The organism is Mesorhizobium sp. (assembly GCF_004962925.1).
Classification (GTDB): Bacteria; Pseudomonadota; Alphaproteobacteria; order Rhizobiales; family Rhizobiaceae; genus Mesorhizobium.
Genome location: NZ_SUEO01000016.1, coordinates 13,225 through 33,256, shown reverse-complemented (window position 1 = coordinate 33,256; position 20,032 = coordinate 13,225). Strand labels below are relative to the sequence as shown.

The 20,032-nt window shown below is 58.2% G+C and carries 16 protein-coding genes; 12 read left to right on the top strand and 4 right to left on the bottom strand.

All coding sequences use genetic code 11. The annotated features are described in order from the left end of the window. Positions 1 to 18 precede the first annotated feature (18 nt). From E5W87_RS06125 to E5W87_RS06115, 3 genes are all read left to right on the top strand, one after another. Positions 19 to 435 (top strand): GFA family protein, encoded by a 417-nt coding sequence (locus E5W87_RS06125; RefSeq protein ID WP_292394979.1) that lies wholly within the window; start codon positions 19 to 21, stop codon positions 433 to 435. Between the two features lie 127 nt (positions 436 to 562). After that, positions 563 to 1,189 (top strand): LysE family translocator, encoded by a 627-nt coding sequence (locus E5W87_RS06120; protein ID WP_292394977.1) that lies wholly within the window; start codon positions 563 to 565, stop codon positions 1,187 to 1,189. 261 nt (positions 1,190 to 1,450) lie between these two features. Then, positions 1,451 to 2,347, top strand: coding sequence for an aminoglycoside phosphotransferase family protein (locus E5W87_RS06115; protein WP_292394975.1), 897 nt, complete (start codon positions 1,451 to 1,453; stop codon positions 2,345 to 2,347). 90 nt (positions 2,348 to 2,437) lie between these two features. Here the strand turns inward: E5W87_RS06115 and E5W87_RS06110 are convergent, their stop codons facing one another. Both E5W87_RS06110 and E5W87_RS06105 read right to left on the bottom strand, forming a co-directional pair. Next, on the bottom strand, positions 2,438 to 3,304 hold the full coding sequence (locus E5W87_RS06110; protein ID WP_292394973.1) for an alpha/beta hydrolase: 867 nt from the start codon (positions 3,302 to 3,304) through the stop codon (positions 2,438 to 2,440). 96 nt (positions 3,305 to 3,400) lie between these two features. Then, positions 3,401 to 4,798: an MFS transporter gene (locus tag E5W87_RS06105; RefSeq protein ID WP_292395020.1), complete on the bottom strand. Its 1,398-nt coding sequence runs from the start codon at positions 4,796 to 4,798 to the stop codon at positions 3,401 to 3,403. A gap of 242 nt (positions 4,799 to 5,040) precedes the next feature. Between E5W87_RS06105 and E5W87_RS06100 the strand changes: the two genes are divergently transcribed. The 8 genes from E5W87_RS06100 (at position 5,041) to E5W87_RS06065 (ending at position 15,404) form a co-directional block, all read left to right on the top strand. Continuing rightward, complete coding sequence (locus E5W87_RS06100) at positions 5,041 to 5,511, top strand: helix-turn-helix domain-containing protein (RefSeq protein ID WP_292394971.1); 471 nt, start codon at positions 5,041 to 5,043, stop codon at positions 5,509 to 5,511. Positions 5,512 to 5,778: 267 nt separating this feature from the next. Beyond that, positions 5,779 to 8,901, top strand: coding sequence for an AAA family ATPase (locus E5W87_RS06095; RefSeq protein WP_292394969.1), 3,123 nt, complete (start codon positions 5,779 to 5,781; stop codon positions 8,899 to 8,901). A 30-nt stretch (positions 8,902 to 8,931) separates the two neighbouring features. After that, positions 8,932 to 10,089: a YcaO-like family protein gene (locus tag E5W87_RS06090; RefSeq protein ID WP_292394967.1), complete on the top strand. Its 1,158-nt coding sequence runs from the start codon at positions 8,932 to 8,934 to the stop codon at positions 10,087 to 10,089. A gap of 4 nt (positions 10,090 to 10,093) precedes the next feature. Then, entirely contained in the window at positions 10,094 to 10,822 is a 729-nt protein-coding gene (locus tag E5W87_RS06085) for a TfuA-like protein (protein ID WP_292394965.1), read from the top strand. Between the two features lie 64 nt (positions 10,823 to 10,886). Then, positions 10,887 to 12,086 (top strand): hypothetical protein, encoded by a 1,200-nt coding sequence (locus E5W87_RS06080; RefSeq protein ID WP_292394963.1) that lies wholly within the window; start codon positions 10,887 to 10,889, stop codon positions 12,084 to 12,086. A 28-nt stretch (positions 12,087 to 12,114) separates the two neighbouring features. Further along, positions 12,115 to 12,789 (top strand): hypothetical protein, encoded by a 675-nt coding sequence (locus E5W87_RS06075; protein WP_292394961.1) that lies wholly within the window; start codon positions 12,115 to 12,117, stop codon positions 12,787 to 12,789. 434 nt (positions 12,790 to 13,223) lie between these two features. Then, the gene (locus E5W87_RS06070) at positions 13,224 to 13,880 is read left to right on the top strand and encodes a Crp/Fnr family transcriptional regulator (RefSeq protein ID WP_292394959.1); all 657 of its coding nucleotides are present in this window, start codon (positions 13,224 to 13,226) and stop codon (positions 13,878 to 13,880) included. A 765-nt stretch (positions 13,881 to 14,645) separates the two neighbouring features. After that, positions 14,646 to 15,404, top strand: a complete 759-nt coding sequence (locus E5W87_RS06065; protein ID WP_292394957.1) for a response regulator transcription factor — start codon at positions 14,646 to 14,648, stop codon at positions 15,402 to 15,404. Between the two features lie 176 nt (positions 15,405 to 15,580). Here the strand turns inward: E5W87_RS06065 and E5W87_RS06060 are convergent, their stop codons facing one another. Continuing rightward, complete coding sequence (locus E5W87_RS06060) at positions 15,581 to 15,859, bottom strand: hypothetical protein (protein ID WP_292394955.1); 279 nt, start codon at positions 15,857 to 15,859, stop codon at positions 15,581 to 15,583. Positions 15,860 to 16,226: 367 nt separating this feature from the next. Beyond that, the gene (locus E5W87_RS06055; protein WP_292394953.1) at positions 16,227 to 17,057 is read right to left on the bottom strand and encodes a response regulator transcription factor; all 831 of its coding nucleotides are present in this window, start codon (positions 17,055 to 17,057) and stop codon (positions 16,227 to 16,229) included. 1,224 nt (positions 17,058 to 18,281) lie between these two features. Between E5W87_RS06055 and E5W87_RS06050 the strand changes: the two genes are divergently transcribed. After that, positions 18,282 to 20,030, top strand: coding sequence for a polysaccharide biosynthesis/export family protein (locus E5W87_RS06050; protein WP_292394951.1), 1,749 nt, complete (start codon positions 18,282 to 18,284; stop codon positions 20,028 to 20,030). Positions 20,031 to 20,032 lie beyond the last annotated feature (2 nt).

Here is a 20,032-nt window from a genome sequence, read left to right as displayed (position 1 = left end):
ATACAAGGAGCCGAGCACATGAGCACTCTCTACACCGGCGGATGCGCATGCGGCGCGGTTCGCTACGAGGCAGAGGCAACCCCCATCTTCGAGAACCACTGCCACTGCCGTGATTGCCAGAAAAGAAGCGGCACCGGTCATGGATCCTATCTGACGTTTTCGTCGCGAGCGGACGTGACGATCACCGGCACGACCACGGAGTGGCGTGTCGCGGCGGACAACGGGAATGTGAAAATCCATTCCTTCTGCCCGGTCTGCGGAACCCCGGTCTACCTGACCTACACCGCCATGCCGGACCCGATAACGGTGCATGCAGCAAGCCTTGACGATCCGGGCCGGTTCAATCCGACCGTGGTGACGTACGGTATCCGGGCCCTCCCCTGGGACACGATGGAAGCCGGGCTGAAGACGTTCGAGAAGATGCCATCAGGCTAACCGGCGTCATAGCCGACACGCACCGCCGCAATTCCGGCTCCTGGAAACGGATCACGCGCCCTCCACCGCGGGCGCGGTCGTCGGTTGGCGTAGGTGCGCGCCCCAAACTCAAGCAAAGGAAAAGACCATGTTTCCGATTGATATCTGGTTGGCCTACACCCTTGCGAGCGTCCTGATTGTCCTGGCGCCGGGGCCCGACATCGTTCTCTCGATCGCGCGCGGTCTGAGCCAGGGCCGCCTCGCGGCAACGCTTTCCGGATTGGGGGCCGGCACCGGCATCCTGGTCCACACGGTCGCCGCCGCCTACGGCCTCGCTCTGATCATCCAGACTTCCGCCATGGCTTTCCTGGCGATCAAGCTGGTCGGCGCGGCCTATCTGATCTGGCTGGGAACCAGGGCTCTGCTTTACCGCAACCTCGTCACCTTTGCGCCGACCGCCAAGCGTTCGCTGCATGCGATCTATCTGGCTGGCCTGATGTCTAACGTACTGAACCCCAAGATCGGATTGTTTGTCCTGGCGTTCATTCCGCAGTTCGTCAGCGCCGACCGCGGCCCGGTTGAGGTTCAGATGATGACCTACGGTGCATGGCTCGCGGTCATTGCGGTCGTCGGTCTCTCCATCATCGGCAGCTTCGCTTCGGCCCTGAGCAATTGGCTGCTTCGCCGTCCGCGCGTGGTGGCCGGCATCAATATCGGGGCAGGCCTGACTTTCGTGACCACGGGCTTGTCTGCCGCGGCCACCAAGCCAAACTGAGCGATCAGTTTTTCGGGTCATTGCGGAACCGAGACCACGGCCCGCCGCCGCCGACCTGAGATCGCACCATCTCTCGTATGATCTCGTATGGTCTGGCGAACCCGATAATAACAATGACTCTGCTTGAATGTCAGCTCCGCGCCTGCGTTGCAGACATATTGGGATCTGCTGCCAAGACTGGGAAGCGGACATTTGTTTCGCCTCGTCGCTATAACGAACAAACTATATCCTTCATACCGAGATCGGCAGGACGAGAACTCCATGATGCATGACGATCAGGTGGATATCGACATCGATATCGCCCGGCAGATGATCCGCGATCAGTTTCCCCAGTATCGCCATGAGGACATCACCTCTGTTAGATCTTCGGGAACCGTCAATGCCATCTTCCGCATTGGCTCGAAGAGCACTGCGCGGTTCCCACTGCGGGCAATGAATCCGACCGAATGCGCCAATATGCTTCGGTCAGAGGCCGCTGCTATGGTCGAGATTGGGGAACATTGCTTATTTCCGACGCCTCAACCGATCGGGCTCGGCGAGCCAGGTCCTCACTATCCAATGCCATGGGCATTACAAACGTGGATCGAAGGCGAGGTTGCCACGCCGCACGGGCTAAGTGGATCGACGACGTTCGCCCTAGACCTTGCACACCTCGTGGCATCGTTGCGCCAAGCAGACACACGGGGCCGAGGCTTCGACGGGCAAGGACGTGGTGGACATCTCTCCGATCATGACGATTGGATGATTGTTTGCTTTGAAAACAGCGAGAGCCTTCTTGATGTGGCTCGACTGCGCGATTTATGGACTCGCTTGCGGGAGTTGCCATCCGCTGGGCCTGTCGTGATGAGTCATAGGGACCTTATCCCAGCAAACCTTCTCGTGCAGGGCGAGCGCCTTGTCGGAGTGCTTGACGGCGGCAGTTTCGGACCAGCCGACCCGTCGCTGGATTTAGTGGTCGCGTGGCATCTTCTAGACCGCGACCGAAGGGCGACCTTTCGGTGCCGCCTTCAAGTTGAAGATCTTCGGTGGAAGCGTGGTGTTGCTTGGGCATTCCAGCAAGCAATGGGTCTCATCTGGTATTACCATCGCACCAACCCCGCCATGAGTGCGCTGGGGCGCAGCACGATCTCTCGTATTCTCGATGATCCGGACATCTGAATCGAGCAGCCCCTCCATCGGGACGGACGTCGGTTTCCTGGCACGATAGTGCGATCCTCATACCGACTCGACCGGATGGCGAGGTCGAGCTCAGAGGTTCGCGCGTTGCGCGGTTGCCGGAGAAGTTTCGAGATGCGTGGGGGCGCTGCCTACGAAAGCGGAGACACGCTCTAGGACAACCTTGTCGCTAAGGAACTCTCCGTGGTGGCCCAAGCCGTCGACGAGCAGCCACTCAGCGCTCGGCCAAATGGAGGCAACAGCCTCCGCACCCTTGTAAGGAACAACCATGTCATCGGATGAATGAATGAACAGGGCAGGCTGGGACATTTTCGCCGCTTGTCGTCGCATGTCGATGCGATCCGGATGGAGCCCGATCAAGCGTTCCAACCGCAGCAAGATCGCGTCTTCGTCTCCTTCAAACCCAGCCTTGCGCGCCATGAACCGGGCCCAGTGGCCGTAGTGCGTCGGCGTAGCGAGGAGGACGATCCGCTCCGCTGAAAGACCTTGCTCCAGAGCCTGAACGACGCAGGCGCCTCCGATAGAATGTCCCACTACCAGAGCGAATGGTCCAGCGATCCTATCGACAGCCTGAAGAACGGCGGCGGCCAACGGAATGGACAATCGTTCGCCGGCCGAATCTCCATGGCCGGGAAGATCTGGAAGCCAGACCGCGTAGCCGGTCTCAACGAGCTTTTGGCCGATGCCCATGAGATCGGAACGCCGTCCCTGCCATCCATGCACAAGCAGTGCATTGCGTCCGGACCCCCAGCGATGGACTCGCACCTCGATCTGCCGACCGTCTGGCCAGTCGCCCGGCGCCTCGACTTGCAGCGCTAAGGATTCGGTGTTCGACAGTTCCTGAAACTGCTGGTCTATAGGCGGTCGCTTGACACGGAGCAGCTTGTCGGCAAACCCCGCAGCTCGGTTTTCGGCATCGCTCACTTCTTTCTGTCGCATAGCAAAACCTTCCTGCTGTTGATCGATGTGGAACCGCGTCGCGGTCGTTTTCGCCTGGTCAAACGAGGCGGTAGCGGATTCTCGAGAACCTGGGGGTCAAGCCGTCCTCCGCATGCCCAGCGCCGTTAACGCGCTGAGCGCCGCGCCAAGGGCGATGAGTTGCCAACTTGTTTGAAAAGCATGCAGTGCCTGGTTCGGGGCGAGACTGAGAGAGCCCGTAACCGCCACCAGGAGCGCCACGCCCAGCACATAGCCAAGTTGGCGGCTTGTATTGACCACCGCGCTACCCGTAGCTGTCATGTTTGCTGGAAGATCGCGCGACGCGCTCCCAATCATGGTCGGCATGGCGATGCCGATGCCGATGCCGACCAACATCCATGCCGGCATGATATCTATGCTGTAGCGGGGAGCGATTGACGCCATGAAGGCGAGGCTCAATGCCGCAACTGCAAATATGGCATTCCCGACGATCACAAGCACTCGCGGTGACGCGGTAGACGCAAACTTCTGAACGAAATAAGCGGCTATGGGCACGCAAACAGGGCCAGGGACGATCGCAAATCCGGTTTCGATCAAGGAAAGGCCGGCAACTGTTTGCAACCAGATTGCGACGCTCAGAAACATAGCGGCGAAGGCCGTGCAGAACAGAATGATAGTGATGTTCGCCCAGGTAAATGTCGAAACCCTGAAGAGGTCCGGATCCACGATCGGCGCCTGGTGAAACAGGATTCGCCTTACGAGCCAGGCTGCGGTCAGAATTGCCAAGACGTAATATGCAATGATCTGCGATGTCGTCGATTGTTCGTGCCCAACGACCGCGAGGGACAGTGACCCCACCGCGATTGCAGCGAGCAAGGCGCCGAATAGATCGAGATTTCTGGTCGAGACACTGGCTGGCTGTATTGTTGGTATCAGCAATGCGGCTGCGATGCCGGCAATAACTCCGACCGGCAGATTTATGATGAAAACCCATCGCCATGAATATTCCGCAAGGACCCCGCCAAGGGCCGGACCAACGGCCGCTGCAAGCGCGGATGTCGTCGCCCAGATCTTGACCGCCCCCGCCCGCTTCTGCGCAGGAAGGACCGTCAATATAAGGCCAAGGCTGCTCGGAGTGAGCATCGCGGCTCCCGCTGCTTGCAACACGCGGGAAAGTATGAGCGACCACATCGCGCCCGAAAGCGCACAGCCGACGCTGGCCAGCGTGAATATGGTCAGGCCCGTAAGGAACGCACGCTTGCGTCCCCACTTGTCGGCGAGCCCGCCGAACGGAATCAACAAGGCCGCATAAACTATGGTGTAGCCATTCAGAATCCAGCTGAGATCGGCAAAGCTGGCTTGAGGAAATTCGGCGCCTATTCGACGGAAAGCGACATTGACGATGAATACGTCAATCATCGCCATGAATGCCGCCCCACATAGGACGAAAGTTGTCAGCAGCGATCTCTGATCTGAGATGTCACTAGAGGATGCAACGTGCGTTTGTGTGTCCATTGTTGTCATCTACCCTTTAGGCAGTTCAACGCGGGCGACAGCCCGCTATTGATCGCATCCGGTTGATATTTTCCGCCCGGGCGCGGCGTCTGGTGAAAGCGACATCAACGACAAGCGTTAGAGCGTTTTCCATCGCGCAACCGGTCAGTTGGATATTCCAACTCTTAGAATTGCACACTAAGTTGGATACCACAACTCACTATGGTTTGATTTTCCAACTTTCTCTTGGTATGAGGTCTGGAATGCAATCGAAGGCCACCGATGTAACCCCACGCCTGTGCAATATCGCAGCCGCCCTTGAGGTCGTGGGCGATCGCTGGAGTCTTCTGGTCGTTCGGGAGCTGCTTTACGGGCAGCAGAAATTCAATGAGATCGTCAACAACACCGGAGCGGCGCGGGATATTCTCGCCGTCCGGCTTCGCAAGTTGGAAGAGCATGGTGTCCTGGACCGTGAGCCGTATAGCGATCATCCATTGCGCTACACATATCGGCTTACCGCCACAGGGCGCGCCCTTCTGCCTGTACTGCTCACGTTAAAGCAGTGGGGCCAGGATCATGTTCGGGACGGACAACCGGACTCGGTTCGCCTGATCCACCGACAGTGTGATCACGAAGTAGTGGCGCGGGTGCATTGCCGCGCTTGTGGCGAGCGTTTGACGTCTCGCGATCTGGAAGTGAATGGAAAGCAGCGCAACGACGCTTCGGAGCGCTGATCGGTGGGGTCGTCATTGGGGGCGTTTCGATCGTGTGCCTCTTGCAGGAAAGTGACGAGATGATCTTCCACCTCCATCGAGGCCTCCCGTCGCGCGAAATGTCTGGCGTCAGAAGTAACCACGCACCGACATGAGCCGGAGAAGAACTTCTCCTTGAGGGTCGTCCGAGCGCTCTGGTGAATATTAGCGCATTTGATAGTATCGCTCCCACTCCGCCAGCCAAGGCACCGTAGCATGTCGGAAAAGGGTCGAGTAGAGCCTCCAATCGTGGCCCTTGCCAAGGGCGTTCTGAGCAAGGTCGACAGTAGTGTGTCCGACGTTCGCAGCGAGCGGCGCGTTATGACAGCTCTCTGTTATGATCTGGTCGGATCAACCGACCTGCTCGCAGTTCTGGATATCGAGGACTATGAAGAACTGATGTCGGCCTTTCGGCGTGCGGCAAGACAGGCAATCTCATCGTGCTCGGGCGTTGTCGACAGCGAGGCCGGCGACGGCGGTGTCGCACTTTTTCCGGCAGAGATGGAGGCAAAGGACGCGGCTTCGCAAGCGATCCGGGCAGGACTCGAAATCATTGAAGCGTGCAAGCGGGTCGGGCTGGAGAAGGACCATACGGACCTACATGTTCGGGTCGGGATTGCCACATCCATGACCCTCGTTCACGGGGACGGCGGTGACCCGGCGCATGCCAGTGTCACGGGCCCTGCTTTGGCCATGGCGACGCGGCTCCAGGCTATGGCTCAGCCGGATGCAATATTAGTGTCCGATGAGACCCGAAATCTGGCGCGGCGGTCCCACGTTTTCAGTTTTCGTGGCATTCACGTTATTAAGGGTTTCGCGGAGCCGGAGCGGACTTGGCGTGCCATCAGCCACAAGCGGGACGTTGACCGCTTCTTCGCCTTCGGGCGCTTGAACAATACGTTTATAGGCCGTGGGGACGAACTGGCCACCATCGCCGCATGTTGGCATGATGCCGTCGCCGGCAAGGGCGGCGTCATTTTAGTTCAGGGTGAGGCCGGTATCGGCAAGTCTCGCCTGCTTTATGAAGTCCGCAAGAGGACACGCTTTCAGCGGGCAAAATTGCTGCTTTTCCAATGTCAGCCCGGCGGCTCCCACTCGGCCCTTTATCCTCTGCTGCAAAATGTTCGGAGTGACCTGGCTGGCAAAGAGGGTCGGCTGGAGACTTCAGACGTAGCGGAGGTCTTCGCAAATCAAAGCGTTCACGATGACGAAGTGGTCGACATCTTCTCGTTTCTACTTGGGGCTGAAGGGTCGAATCCCGCTCTGAAGGAGGCTGATCTCAAGGTCATCCGGGAGAAAGCCGCCTGGGCAGTTCGCAAAAGCATAGAAGCCATATGCGAACGCGGACCACTCATCCTGGTTGTCGAAGACATACATTGGATCGACCTCACGTCGAGGCAATTGCTGGCGGAACTTGCACTCTTCATCCATAGGGTGCCCGTGCTTCTCATAATGACTGCGCGACCTGGGACTTATTCAGGGTTCCGGGACTTGCCGCATATTACTCTGAAGCCGCTCGATCGCGAGGAAACGCGACAGGCGATCATGGCCATGCGGCCGGAAATCGGGTCAGCCGCGCATTCGGAACTCATTAGCATGGTGGAGGAGGTAACCGGGGGCGTGCCTCTTTTCATCGAGGAAATCTGCCAATGGATCGCCGAGAATGCAGCCTCCATAACGGATCGCATTGCGCCAGCCGGCTCATCAAGCCGAATATCGGTGTTTGAAGGCATCCTTCAAGCCAGGCTGGAAGCCTTGGGCCCTGCAAAGGATGTGGCACGAGCGGCCGCCGTCGCCGGCAATCGTTTCAATCTGGAATTGCTCCAGAAGCTGTTGCCGGAATACAGTGACGAGACGATCGGGAATGCACTGGACACCCTCATCGAGGCGGGATTCCTGATCCGGGTCAGGCCTTCCGGCGAGCCCGACTATGGATTTCGTCATGCCCTGATCCGGGAGACAATCTACAATGCATTGCTGCGGAGGAGACGGCAGGCCCTCCATCAGTCGCTTTTCTCCGCTGTCGGCTGCGACCGAAATCTGGCCCCGTGGCTGGGTACGGCTGAACTGGCAGAACATGCTGAACGCGCTGGCCTTATCGAGGAAGCGATCGATCAGTTCATCGCAGCCGGCCGGGAAAGTTACGTCCGCTCTGCAATGGCTGAGGCGAGACAGATTCTCGACCATGCCATGACCCTTTGCCAGCGAGTGAGAAGGCCGGACAAGCAGGATGTTTTGCGCCTCGCCGCGATGATGCCGCTCGGGCCGATACTTACAGCCACGGAAGGTCCAAACTCGCTGCCGGCCCGCAAACTTTACGAGGACGGGGTAGAGATCGCCAGGCGCCGGCCACTCGCCGAGCGTGCGAAGTGGTTTCCGATCTACTGGGGTTGGTGGTTCACCGACTCCACCATCGACGGGGAACGCGCACGGACCGTCCTCACCGACCTGAGGGATGTCGACGACCCCGAAGTGCAGTTTCAGGCCAGACACTGCGTTTGGGCAATCGAATTCAATCTTGGACATCACAAGAACTGCATCGCGGCGGTCGACGAAGGACTTGCGCTCTATGGGACGGGCCAAAGGCCAGGGAATGCCACTCTGTTCGGCGGCCATGACGCCAGGGTCTGCGGCCTGTCGCACAGGGGTCTCTCTCAATGGTTTACCGGCCGGGCCGCAAGCGCGGTTCGGTCGTTGGCTGAAGCCAGGCGCTGGGCAATGCAAACGGCGCATGTTGGGAGTATCGCCCATGTCTATATCAACGAAGCGATGCTTGATTGCTATCGCCGCGATTTCTCGGCGCTCCGGGGGGTCATCGCCGATATCCGCGAATTGACGAAGCGCCACCATCTGCCCTCCCTTGCCGCCTTGGCACAAATTCTCGAAGGCTGGTGCGAAGGAAATGCTGCTCGGGTAGAGCAAGGCAGGGACCAGATCAAGGAGGGTCTCGCGATCCACGGCGAACTCCAGACGCCGGAAGACTATCCTGTCTACTACGGCATGCTGGCGGAGCTTCTGGCCCGGACAGGCGAGACTGAAGAGGCCCTTGCGCTTGTCTCTTCCGCTGTTGCGGAAGCCGAAGCAGGTGGCAGTCTTTCTTGGCTCGCCGAACTCTATCGGCGAAAGGCCCATCTCCTCCTACTTACAGGTTCCTCAGGCACGGATGTTGTTGCCGCGCTCTCCAAAAGCCTGGCTACCGCTGATGAGCAAAACGCGGTGCCAATCCTGGTCAATGCATACGAGATGCTCAGGACATGGGGCGTATCAGAGGAACTATCCCGGCAGTACAGCAGTCGCGTCGACCTGGCGAAATCCGCCATCGAGCAAGGCGCGGCGCTGTTCGTCAATCGAGAACCGAGCCTGCGCCACTAGCCCGCGCGGCTGGGACATCAGGGAGCCTCCATGCTGGAACGATACGAGCGCTCGGGTCCGCAGCCGCGCGAAGCACTCATGCGGCTAATGACGATGCGCGAGCTCTTGGGCATCACACGGATTGCAGACATCACAGGTCTCGACGTGCTCGACATACCCGTGGTTCAGGCGGTCAGGCCTTTCTCCCTTTTAAATTCCGTTTCGCAAGGCAAGGGGCCGACCAGAACCGAAGCTGCGGTATCGGCCATTCTCGAGGCCGCAGAGTCCTACTTTGCCGAGCGCTTGGCGCACTACGACCCCATCGCGGCCTCCGCAGACTCCCTGAATATTCCTCCTGAAAGATTCGAAGCCCATCTCCAGCCTGGTGTCGACCCGGGCTGGCGCAGCAGGAAGATTGCTTGGATTCATGCCGAGAATATCCTCAAGGGTGGTCTGCAGGATTGGGTCCCATTCGAGCTTGTACACACTGCCTACGTGTTCCCGCCGCGGCCCCATGAGGAAATCTTCGCTTCATCGACGTCCGGCCTGGCGGCCTCCTTCGAGGAAACGGACTCTATCCTGCACGGGATAATGGAATGCATCGAGCGCGACGCACTCACGCGGGCGGAGCGAATCCATGGCTTTTTCCAGCGCCGTCGAATTGACCCGAGAACGATCGACCATCCGACAGTTGCGAGCCTTCTCGAAAGCCTGGAAGCCAAAGGCCTGCTGGTGGGGCTTTGGCACGCCCCCTCACCGCTGGGACTACCGGTGATCTGGTGCCATCTCATGGAGGATCGGCCGCCGGAAACTGCAATTCTTCACCATCCGGCAGAGGGCTCGGCTGCAGGTTTCGATGCCGCGTCCGCGATCGTTCACGCAATCTACGAGGCGGCGCAGTCGCGACTGACGGCGATCTCCGGCGCCCGTGATGACCTGACGCGTGCGTCCTATCCAAAATATCCCGACTGGCAAAAAATTGCGGCGCACCGACGTCTCCTGTCCGACGGCCCTCGTGACGTACATTTCCATGCGATTGCCGGGCAGAATTACACCAGCGCGGGAAATAGGATGTCCGCTCTTCTCGCACAGATCGAGGGCGCAGGAATCGATACAGTGTACATGATTCAGCTCGATACGAGACCGCTCGGCGACCTGTCGGTCGTCAGGATCGTCATACCAGCCTTAACGCCGCTGTTGCATGGCTAGGCATATGCGTCCCAAGCTGGTCTTCGCCGGTCCCACCCTGTCACAGGGCGAAGTGCTGGAAGTGGTGGAGGCGATCTGCCTTCCGCCGGCTGTGCAGGGTTCGATCATTGCGGCTGTGCAGCATTTTGATCCGAGTGCGATAGTCATCATTGACGGCGGCTTTCAGTCGGAGCCGGCGGTCAGGCACAAGGAAATCCTTTGGGCAATAGCGAAAGGTGTTCCGGTAATAGGCGCAGCGAGCATGGGGGCTCTTCGCGCTGCGGAACTTTTTCCATACATGCAGGGAGTGGGGCTCATCTACCGGTGGTATCGTCGTTTTGCGTTTGCGCCTGACGATGCAGTGGCCGTGCTGCACGGACCATGGGAGGTAAACTCCGCGTCCATAACCCACGCGCTGATCGATCTTCGCATGACGGTTCGCGGGGCCTGCCGTCGAGGCATCATTTCGGCTGAATACCGAACCAGCCTGGAGCGCGCCGCGCAAGCTCTCAATTTTCGCGAGCGCACGCTCGCCCGCATCGTCGTTGACGCCTTGTCATGCGAAGGTGATCTCGTTGTCGAGAAATATCAGGAGATCCTCGCCGCAACTTTCGTTCAGCAAAAGAAGCAGGATGCGCGTGATGCACTTCGGCTATTGCATCACGGTTTATTCAAGGAGCCCGCACCCCTGCCAGATTTCCAATTGACGGCGGCTTTCTTTAAGGATCTCGACGAAGCCGGGTTAGAGATTTGAAAGCATCAGGGCGAGAATTCTCAATCTCAATTTACAATACGTAAGATTTTGCTAATGTATTAAAATGAGAGGGGCTGAGCTACTAGGAACGCTCGATCGATCCAACGACGAAAGTCGCTCCGTCGGCACGCGCTTCCTGCTATTTCCGCAGGTGCCCCACCTTGCCGATTACGGCACGCCCGAGACCGTCTGGATATCGACCCCGCCGGGCCGGTTACGCCCCGGTCCGGAGGACCATCGCATCTATGTCCGCGATCCGCTCCTCGACAAGGAACCTTACGAGTATCCCTATCTGCCGCCCTTCGTTGGCGAGGTCTTCCCGCCGGCGGAACCCGCCTACGACGGTCACTTCGACCAGATTTCATTGAATTCACGTCAGTTCCTGGCGGCACACGCCTTCGGGGCAGTCAGCCGGGTCCTGGACATCTGGGAAAGCTACCTTGGGCGGCCGATTACCTGGTACTTCGCCGAAACCTATGAGCGGCTGGAGATCATTCCGTGGGTCGACTGGAACAACGCCCAGTCTGGCTACGGTTATCTGGAACTCGGCGCGGACAGGGCGCCCGACGGTCGAAATTATCCCTATGCCCTCAACTTCGATACGATTGCGCACGAGGTCGGCCATGCGATTCTGTTTTCCCTTTTTGGGGTGCCGGCAAATGGATTGAAGACCGGCGACTTCGCGTCGTTCCATGAGGCGAGCGCCGACATAACGTCGCTTCTGTCCTTCCTGCATTTCGACAGCGGTCTCGACCGGCTGCTGCGCCACTGCAACGGCAACCTCCTCGTCATGAACGAGCTCAACCGCATTGCCGAACTGATCGGCGACCGGCAGATTCGCCTCGCCAGCAATTCGCGCCGCATGTCTGAAGTCTCCGACGAAATCCATGACAGGTCGCGGCCCTTCACTGGGGCGGTATTCGATACGATCGTAGACACCTACCACGCGAATCTCGTGGGTGATGGACTAGCCGACGAACGGCTTCTCGATATCGACATCAGGGATATCGACGAGGCCGCCATGCACCGCATCTCGGATTTCACGGCGCTGGCCTTCCGTGCCAGGCCGTTCCTGTTCAAGAGCGCGCTTACCCGGGCGCGTGACGATGTGGCGCTGGCCCTCGCCCGGACCTGGTCCAGCCTCGAAGCTGACGATCTGACATTTGAGAATGCCGCGATTGCCGTAACCGAAGCTGGCGGTCGCATCGCGCCGGCGCTGGGCGCTAAGTTCGAGGAAAATTTCAGGTGGCGAGAAATCTCATGAACTGAATGTCAAAGTGAGGAGGACCAACATGAGCGACGACTATCACCGTCCCACATATACGACTGCGACGACCGATGTGCACGGAGCATTCAATGCAACGCAGGTGCGGCTCTACGGGGTTCCTGGACTACCAAAGCCAGAAGACAAAAATGAATTTGGCGATATAAACACTATTGTAAAAGAGGGCCAGTACGCCATAACTTTTTCAAAATTGGCAGAAAGCGCTCCTGACAATAATGATGACGAGTTGCTAAAATTGATAAGAACCATGTTTGACAATCAAGGAGACAATAAGCCAGACAGCTCTTACGTTTTTATTAAATCTATATTTGATAATTATATGCTGATGTTAAGCGCAATCGACATAGATCCAAAAAAAAAGATAAATGCGAAGAAATTTAGCTCTGGAATAATTTTTGGATACGCGTATGAGGGACACACATACGATCTGCCAAAACCAAAGATTATGTTGATACCGGCGCCTCCGCTAAAGATACCCAGCGATGATTCCGGATATGATCTTAAGAAAGACTATTACAGGGTCTGGATTGTCGATAAGCTTGACCAATGCGTCGAGTTCGAAATGAACCAGGGTTTTGTCGAACAACTTGTTCTTGAGGCTAACCTTCCCGGCAAGCGCTCGCCGACCATGTATGCTGCGAAGCAGGCGCTCGGGCACCGCAGCGGCAGGCTGACTGAGTAGTGATAGATCCTGCTACTTCGCGGCCCGTCGAGGGGTTGTGTCAGCCGGCCCTTTTCTTGCAGCATTGCCATGAACACTGTCTTGAACTCAGGCATCGGCTTCAGCGTTTCATGATGACATCGGTATAGAACGGCATATTATTGGCCGCATCTAGTGCGCCGGCAACCGCCACGCCGCCGAGCGAGCAAAGAGCGAGTGTCCCGAGACAAGCCGGGATACTTAACCGCCTGATGCCTGCAACACCTTGATTTAAGCGCAATTTGCCTCATTCAAACAGACGAGGACAGTAGGCCAGCCTGCCCCTACGGTAGGAGGTCGTTCTGTCGAACTCGTCCGGGGACAATTATTGTAGTTGTGCGGAAATAGAAGCAAGCTTGCGATTCTTCATGCGGACACTATGGCAGTTCATGCGCTCGCATCCCATAGGGGGGACATTGTCGACGAAGGATTGGGGGAACAACGATTTTCTCGGTGTTACCGCAAAAATCTACAAACCCCATTCGGTGATAGGCCGCCAGGATGACGATAACGATGAGATATTCATCGTAAAATCGGGTTGGGCCATCCTTTACCACGGGCTACCGGACGGAGAACGGCAGATCATTGACACTCCCCTCACGGGGGACATTGTCGGTTTCCGTTCTGTGAACGGACCACGTTTAGCATCGCTGGCGTCCATAACCGAACTAACTGTTTATGAAATTTCCAGTAAGGAACTGATCGAGGCCATCTTGTCGGAAGGCAGCCTTGGGAAGAAGATCGCTTGCTCCCTGGCCCGCCTGAACGCCATCCTTGCCGAACATCTCATGAATACCGGGCGGCGGAACGCGATGAGCCGCACCGCCCATTTCCTGCTCGAGTTGGAGGAGAGGCTCTCCGTGGTTGGCTTGTCGGCCCATGGGAGATATGAGTGTCCCCTTACGCAATATGAACTGGCCGACATTCTTGGAATGACCACCGTTCACGTCAACCGAACGTTGAGCGAACTCCGCAAGGCCGATCTCGTCTCTTTCAAGGCGGGCCATGTACAGGTGATCAACCGCAAGAAGCTGGTCGAAATAGCCGGATTTGACAACGAGTATCTCAGGTAGCGGCCATCTCCTAGAGCGGCAGCGCATGAGCCATCAGCAAATTTTCCGCTGGAACCTTCGCCGTCGCCGGAACAGTTCCAGCCAATTCTTCCGGACGACTGGTCGTGCGCGGCCTGGCGGGGCCATGGTATATCTCGACCACACGGTATTCGCATCCGGCTTGCGGCGAAGGACGGGCCGAGCGGAACTCAACCTCGTTCGTGTTGAGCAATAGGCAAAAAGGCCCGATCATCATGACCGACGGCGACAGGCCTATCGCGCGACGAGAGCGTGCTGCCGAATAAGTACAGGTGCTTCACATACCGCGGCAGATCCACCGGGTGTTCTAGCACCTAAGCGTTGGGCAACCGATATCAAAGCGCTGCGACCTGACCATGCCAACCACCACCTTAAGGAATCCTCGTCTATCGCTGCAATCGCCGCAGGCACTACCCGATGGTCGTTCGACTGCCAGCGGCTTGAGATGACTAAGCCATCCCATCCCTGCGTCTTCAGGCAGATTCCCGCGCCCTGGGGTTCTAGCTTGGCGTCCGTTTGCGGCGAAATTACCGAAAAAACAACCTATGTTAGAGACTGCTTATAAATAGACCTTACACTGCCCAAGCTGTTCTCGCTGAGAGGGGGAGCGAAGAACTGCTAGAGACTCAAAGCGGGGCATCGAGCCTTAAGCTCTCATAAGGGCTGGGAATCAAACTTTCAAATGCTGGAAACGAGGAGACTAATCAGTCGCCGCGAGGCGGCTGTATGGGAAGGAGTGGTATCGGTATGGGTTCCACAGCAGGACTGCATAATTCCGCTTCGGCCGATCGGTCAGGAGTTCCGTGCAGCGGAACGGAAAGCGTCCGCGGACAACCAGGCAAGGAATGCCTCCTCATCCTGGACGGAAGGGCCCTAGACCGCGAGTGTCTCGCCTCGGCTCTCGTGGACCACGAACTCCGCATGGAGGTCGCCGCCATGGGTTCAATCGATGAATGGCGCATGAAGAAGGGCTCGGCCCCTCCCCTTGCAGCCATACTCTTCAACCTTGGCGGCCGGAACGTCACCGATCATGGCATCGCAGACGAGATCAGTCATATTTCGTCCGAGTTCAAATCAGTCCCTTTGGTCATCCTGGCCGACACCGAAGACCTCGCGCAGATACTGACCGCTCTCGAATGCGGCGCACGTGGCTACATTCCGACCTCGGTCGGCATCGATGTCTGTGTCGAGGCGATCAACCTTGCGGCAGCGGGAGGCATCTTCGTGCCGGCAAGCAGTGTCCTTTCCATGCGGCACCTGATAGATTCGGGCAGCCGCGACACGCAGCCTTTGACAGGCATATTCACGCTCAGGCAGGCCGAGGTTGCGCAAGCGCTCCGGCGCGGCAAGGCGAATAAGATCATCGCCTACGAACTGAATCTGCGCGAAAGCACCGTGAAGGTCCACATCCGAAATATCATGAAGAAGCTGAAGGCGACCAACCGCACGGAAGTCGCCTACAAGGTCAACGATCTTCTCGCGGAAGGAACTCTGGCTGAAGAGTGAACCCAAGCAAAGCGCGGCCCGCCTTGGGTGAATCCCGGTGGGCCGTGTTCGACTTGTTGCTGCCAATCATTTAGATCGTGAAAGTCGGAGGATCTCCGTTGTGGGTCTTGGCACGATCGGCAGCATTGCCAAGCTGACCTTGGACTCGGGTAAATTGCTGCCTCGGAATCGGTCGCTCAATCTGCAGTGTAAGCAGGCTCGGGGAAGGTGTATCTGCCCACCCATCTTATGGCCTCCTCGATCGTATCGAAATTCTTGTGCTGCCCGCTCAGCAGCCCGAAGCCCGTCTCGAGAAACCATTTGCCTTTCGTCGAGTAGGCTTCCTCGTCGATCTGGGTGAGGACCGCCACCAGTTGGTCGCGTTTCCACACCAGAACCCCCGATTCTCCGCCCTCGACCGTTCCGATCCGGACTTTGCTGAACGAAAATCCAGAAGTAATTTTTGCTTTGCCCATTTTGATAAATCCCTCAACTTCAAAATGGTAGTAAAACTCCGTCAGCTTTGTATATATGTTTCATTTTTGTTATTAGATCACGCGCTGAGTTCAAGCCGTTTCCTCGATCTAATTCGTTGATCCACCGCTATTCGGAGCGGACGACAACGCTTAAGGAAAACCGATCTGAGACGGCCTGCTTCCAATACAAAAGGCCGGGTCGTGGTCCCCCACTGGGGGGTCCACTCATGCGCCCCTGCGATGCCGTCTCCACCGCCCGCTACCCATCGCCGGGGGATGGATTTGAGCCTATGCGTTCTTGATCGCGGAGCCTCGTATCAGGGCGAAGCTTTGGCAAAGCGAATGCACCAGCCTGAATGACGATATATTAAGACGAGTTAGCAGGATGATGATTGTCGACAAAGAGGTACCCCTTTTTTGCTTCAAGTAGATCGTGCGGATGGTGAGACGGCTGAGTTGGCATCTTTTCGTTCCCCGAGGGGGCATTGCCAGACGCCGAAGTAAGCATGCCATGGTTCATCGCCCAAACTGCAGCCTGTGTACGGTTGCGGACCCGAATCTTTCGAAGGATGGCCTTGACGTGTACCTTCACCGTAGCTTCGGCAATGTTAATCTCGCGCGCGATGGCTTTGTTAGACTCCCCTTCGATCAAGCGACGTAGAATACAGTTTTCCCGACTTGACAAAATTGATAGTTCTTGATCCTCGTACTCAACTTTAACAGCTACCTTTGTTAACTCATCAGCTACCGCGTCATGTTTCAGACCATGCCTTATATCTTGAATAGACGTCGAAGTTTCGGCAGGTAACACCGTCTGCCCTAGCATAACCAATTCGAGCGCTTTGATGAAGGTGTCGTGAGCAGCGACTTTTGTCAAATACCCGTCAGCGCCTGCATGAAAAGCTGAAACTATATCTGTCGATCGACAGTGATCGGCAAGCGCGACGACATGGCTGGTCGGATAAATCGCTTTAAATTCTGCAATTTGTGCGAATTCAGCATCCGCATCAGTACCGCCGACATCTATGATGAGCAAGATGGGCCGGTGCTGGGGTAGCGGCTTCTGCAGAATATCGTGAACACAAGCTGCAGAGAAAAGAACACGAAACTTTGCCGCATCCAGGATTCGACTAAGGCCCTCTCGGAGTAACTCGCTCGGCCCGACAAGTACTGTTATGAAAGATTGTCTTGTCGTCATTGCCTCTCGCTCCGACGCTATTGAGGTACACGCGTCGAGTAGGGCACTCCACGCGCCAACCCCAAAGTTTCTTTTCTTAAGCTTACGCCAGGAAATCCCTACATCGAAATACCCTCAATAGGCGTAGGGCAGCATCGTCGAGGCCTATCCGGATTTCTCAAACCTGAGGACTTGTGGAAGGGAACGAGCCCTGGTTTTCAGCCGCTCCGGCCGGCGGCCATCGTGGCGCCGGATTGCGCAGCCGTCTGGGTTACCGGGGCTTGGTTTCCCGTCGGCCGTGGATGGTGCCGCCGATCTGGCGCGGGGCGGCGGCGCATGTCAGGCGGAGAGCCGCGGGCCCAGGCGAGCCGCCCCCGGGCAGCCGCCATTCGGGGATGACGGTGCAGGGCCAGGGCGAAGGCGATCTTGAGGCGGCACACACTGATCCTGACCAATGCCCCGAGCTTCAGCAGCTTGAGGCGAGACGTGCCGCGGCTGCCAGTGGCGAAGTGGGTGTGTGGGCCAGGGTGCTGGAGCGCAGCGCGCACAACAGCACAGCTGCCTCGTGGGCATCGAAGGAGGCGAAGTCTGCCGAGTCGCTCCTTGCATTTCACCTTCGGCGGGCAATGGTGGAGTTGCCTGGCGCAGCCGATATCGGGCAGCGCTGCTATGATCGTCCTATGGCAGGAGCCGGAATTCGAGCGTGACGTGAGAGCCGATGAAAGAACCACCATGAGGCGGCGGCCGGCTCCGCTTATGGTTACCTCGATACGGTTGCCAAGATTGACCTCTTCATCGATGTCGCCTCTTAATTCATCTGGCACGTCAAGCCGTGCATCAGGTCATCCACGTAGCAGAATGATCGCGTTTGCAACTAGGAGCCGTAGATGGTGATCGGCTCGTTCTCCAGAGCCTGGATGATGAAGCTGGAAACGGCCCCGCCATCCTGCGCACGCATGTCGGAGCCGCAGAGCGGTTCGAGACGCTGCGTCGGTAACCAAGATTTCCGCCTCTTCGTTGCGTTCGATCGTTTTTGTCCCGTTTGCTATCAAACAAGTTCTCCTGCAGCGCAGCAACCTGGCTATTGGACGAGTTCTCCCAAGGCCGCGCTTTATCCGGAAGGAGTGCCCACAAAGGGATAGTTGTGCCGCTGGCGGCGAAGGGTCACGATAAGGCAGAGCCTTGCCTGTCGACCCGTGCTCGACCAGTTCGGGACGGGATGGCAACCATTGAAAGCCACGCGCCATGGCGATGGATACAAAATACAATTCCGACCCCGTCGCCCCTTCGTCACGGGCGGCTCGCCGCGGGGGAAAGAAGGCCGCCCTGCTTGCCTTTGGGCTCTGCGGGGTCGCCGCCTTGGGAGGGGCCGCGATCAGAAACTGGCGGGGCGTCGAGGTTGTTTCCGGACCCGTGATACAGAAGGTCGAGGATATCTCCGGAGCCGTATTGCACAAGGTCGAGGTTGTTTCCGGCGCCGTGGTGCAGAACGCCGCGGATGTCTCCGGAGCCGTGGTGCAGAAGGTGTCTGCTGCTATCGATAGCTGGCTAGAGCAACCGGTTCAAGCCACGGCCGAACCCTCCCGCGCGATCGTTTCTGATGCATCGGCCGCGGCGTTGGTCGATCGGAGCGTCGTCCCTGCCGTCCCCACCAGTGCCGAGCGCCCCAAAACCCTCAGCAATGCGCCAGGCGTGCCAACCGGAGCCCTGTTTGTCGTCGGCGACCGCCTCAAGGTCGCGTTCTACGAGCGCGTCGACGTCGAGGAAGACAAGTGGGGGCGCGCGTCCTCGGCCTTGCACGGCATCCAGCAGCGTCCGGAACTGAGCGGCGAATATATTGTCCAAGAGGACGGCACGATTTCCGTGCCTTTGCTTGGCTTCATTCCGGTCGCCAACCGGTCGACGCAACAGGTACAGGCCGACCTGGTGGAAACCTTCAATCAACTGCTGGGCCGCGAGGGACTGGTCAACATCCTGGCGCTGGAGCGCCCACCCATTTACGTGCTGGGGCCGGTCAAGAATCCTGGCTCGTTCAAGTACGCGGCCGGCATGACGATCCTGCACGCGATCGCGCTGGCCGGCGGACTCGACCGGGCCGAGAGCGAGCCGTGGCAGAAGATCGAAACCGTGCGTGAGACCCAGAAGCGGAGCGGGGCGATCGATGCCATGTTGAAGTTGCTCGCGCGCGCGGCGGTGCTGAAGGCCGAGCGCGACGGTACGGCACCCACTATCCCGCGCCAGTTGCTGGAACTGGCCGGCGCCACCGAAGCTGCCAACCTCGTCAACGAGCAGAGCGACCGGCGCAAGGCCGTCGCCACGGCCCGCAAAGATCGCGAGCGCGCGACCATGCGTGCGCTGGAGGCGTCCAGGCAGGATGTTGTCGCTTATGGGCGCATGGAGTCGCTCGACGAACTCGTCAAGCTGCGCCAGGAACGGGTCAATAGCATGCGCACGCTCGTGGACCGCAAAGTTCTTAGCATGACGGTGATGGCTCAGATCCAGAGTGAGTTGTCCGACGCGGAACAGCGTCGGCAGGACGCCCTCAACCAATACGCGAGCGCCAAGCAGCGCCTCGCGTCGCTGGAGTTTGAGGTGTTGCGGACCCGGGCCGACCTCAGGAACGATCTGGAGGTCGAGATCGAGACCACGGAGAGCCAGATCGCGGCCAATGTTCGCGAGTTGAACGCCAGCGAAGGCGTCCTGTACACGTTGCCGGTGACCCGCGCCCAGTTTGCGAAGGACGAAAACAGCGCAACTTATCAAATCGTGCGGCAATCGGCAGCCGGGCCGGTCAGCATCGAGACCGTTGGGATGACCCTGTTGCAGCCAGGCGACCTCGTCAACATCATCGTGGGCGAAAGCGAGCCAAGAGAGCCTGCCGGTTCGTCGGTCCCGACCTTGTCGCCGACCTGCGAGAGCTTGCCAGCCGCGTGCAACCCAAGCGATGTCGACCCTGCCCGCGTGGTGAGGGAGGAGAGGATCGTTCCGAATTGATG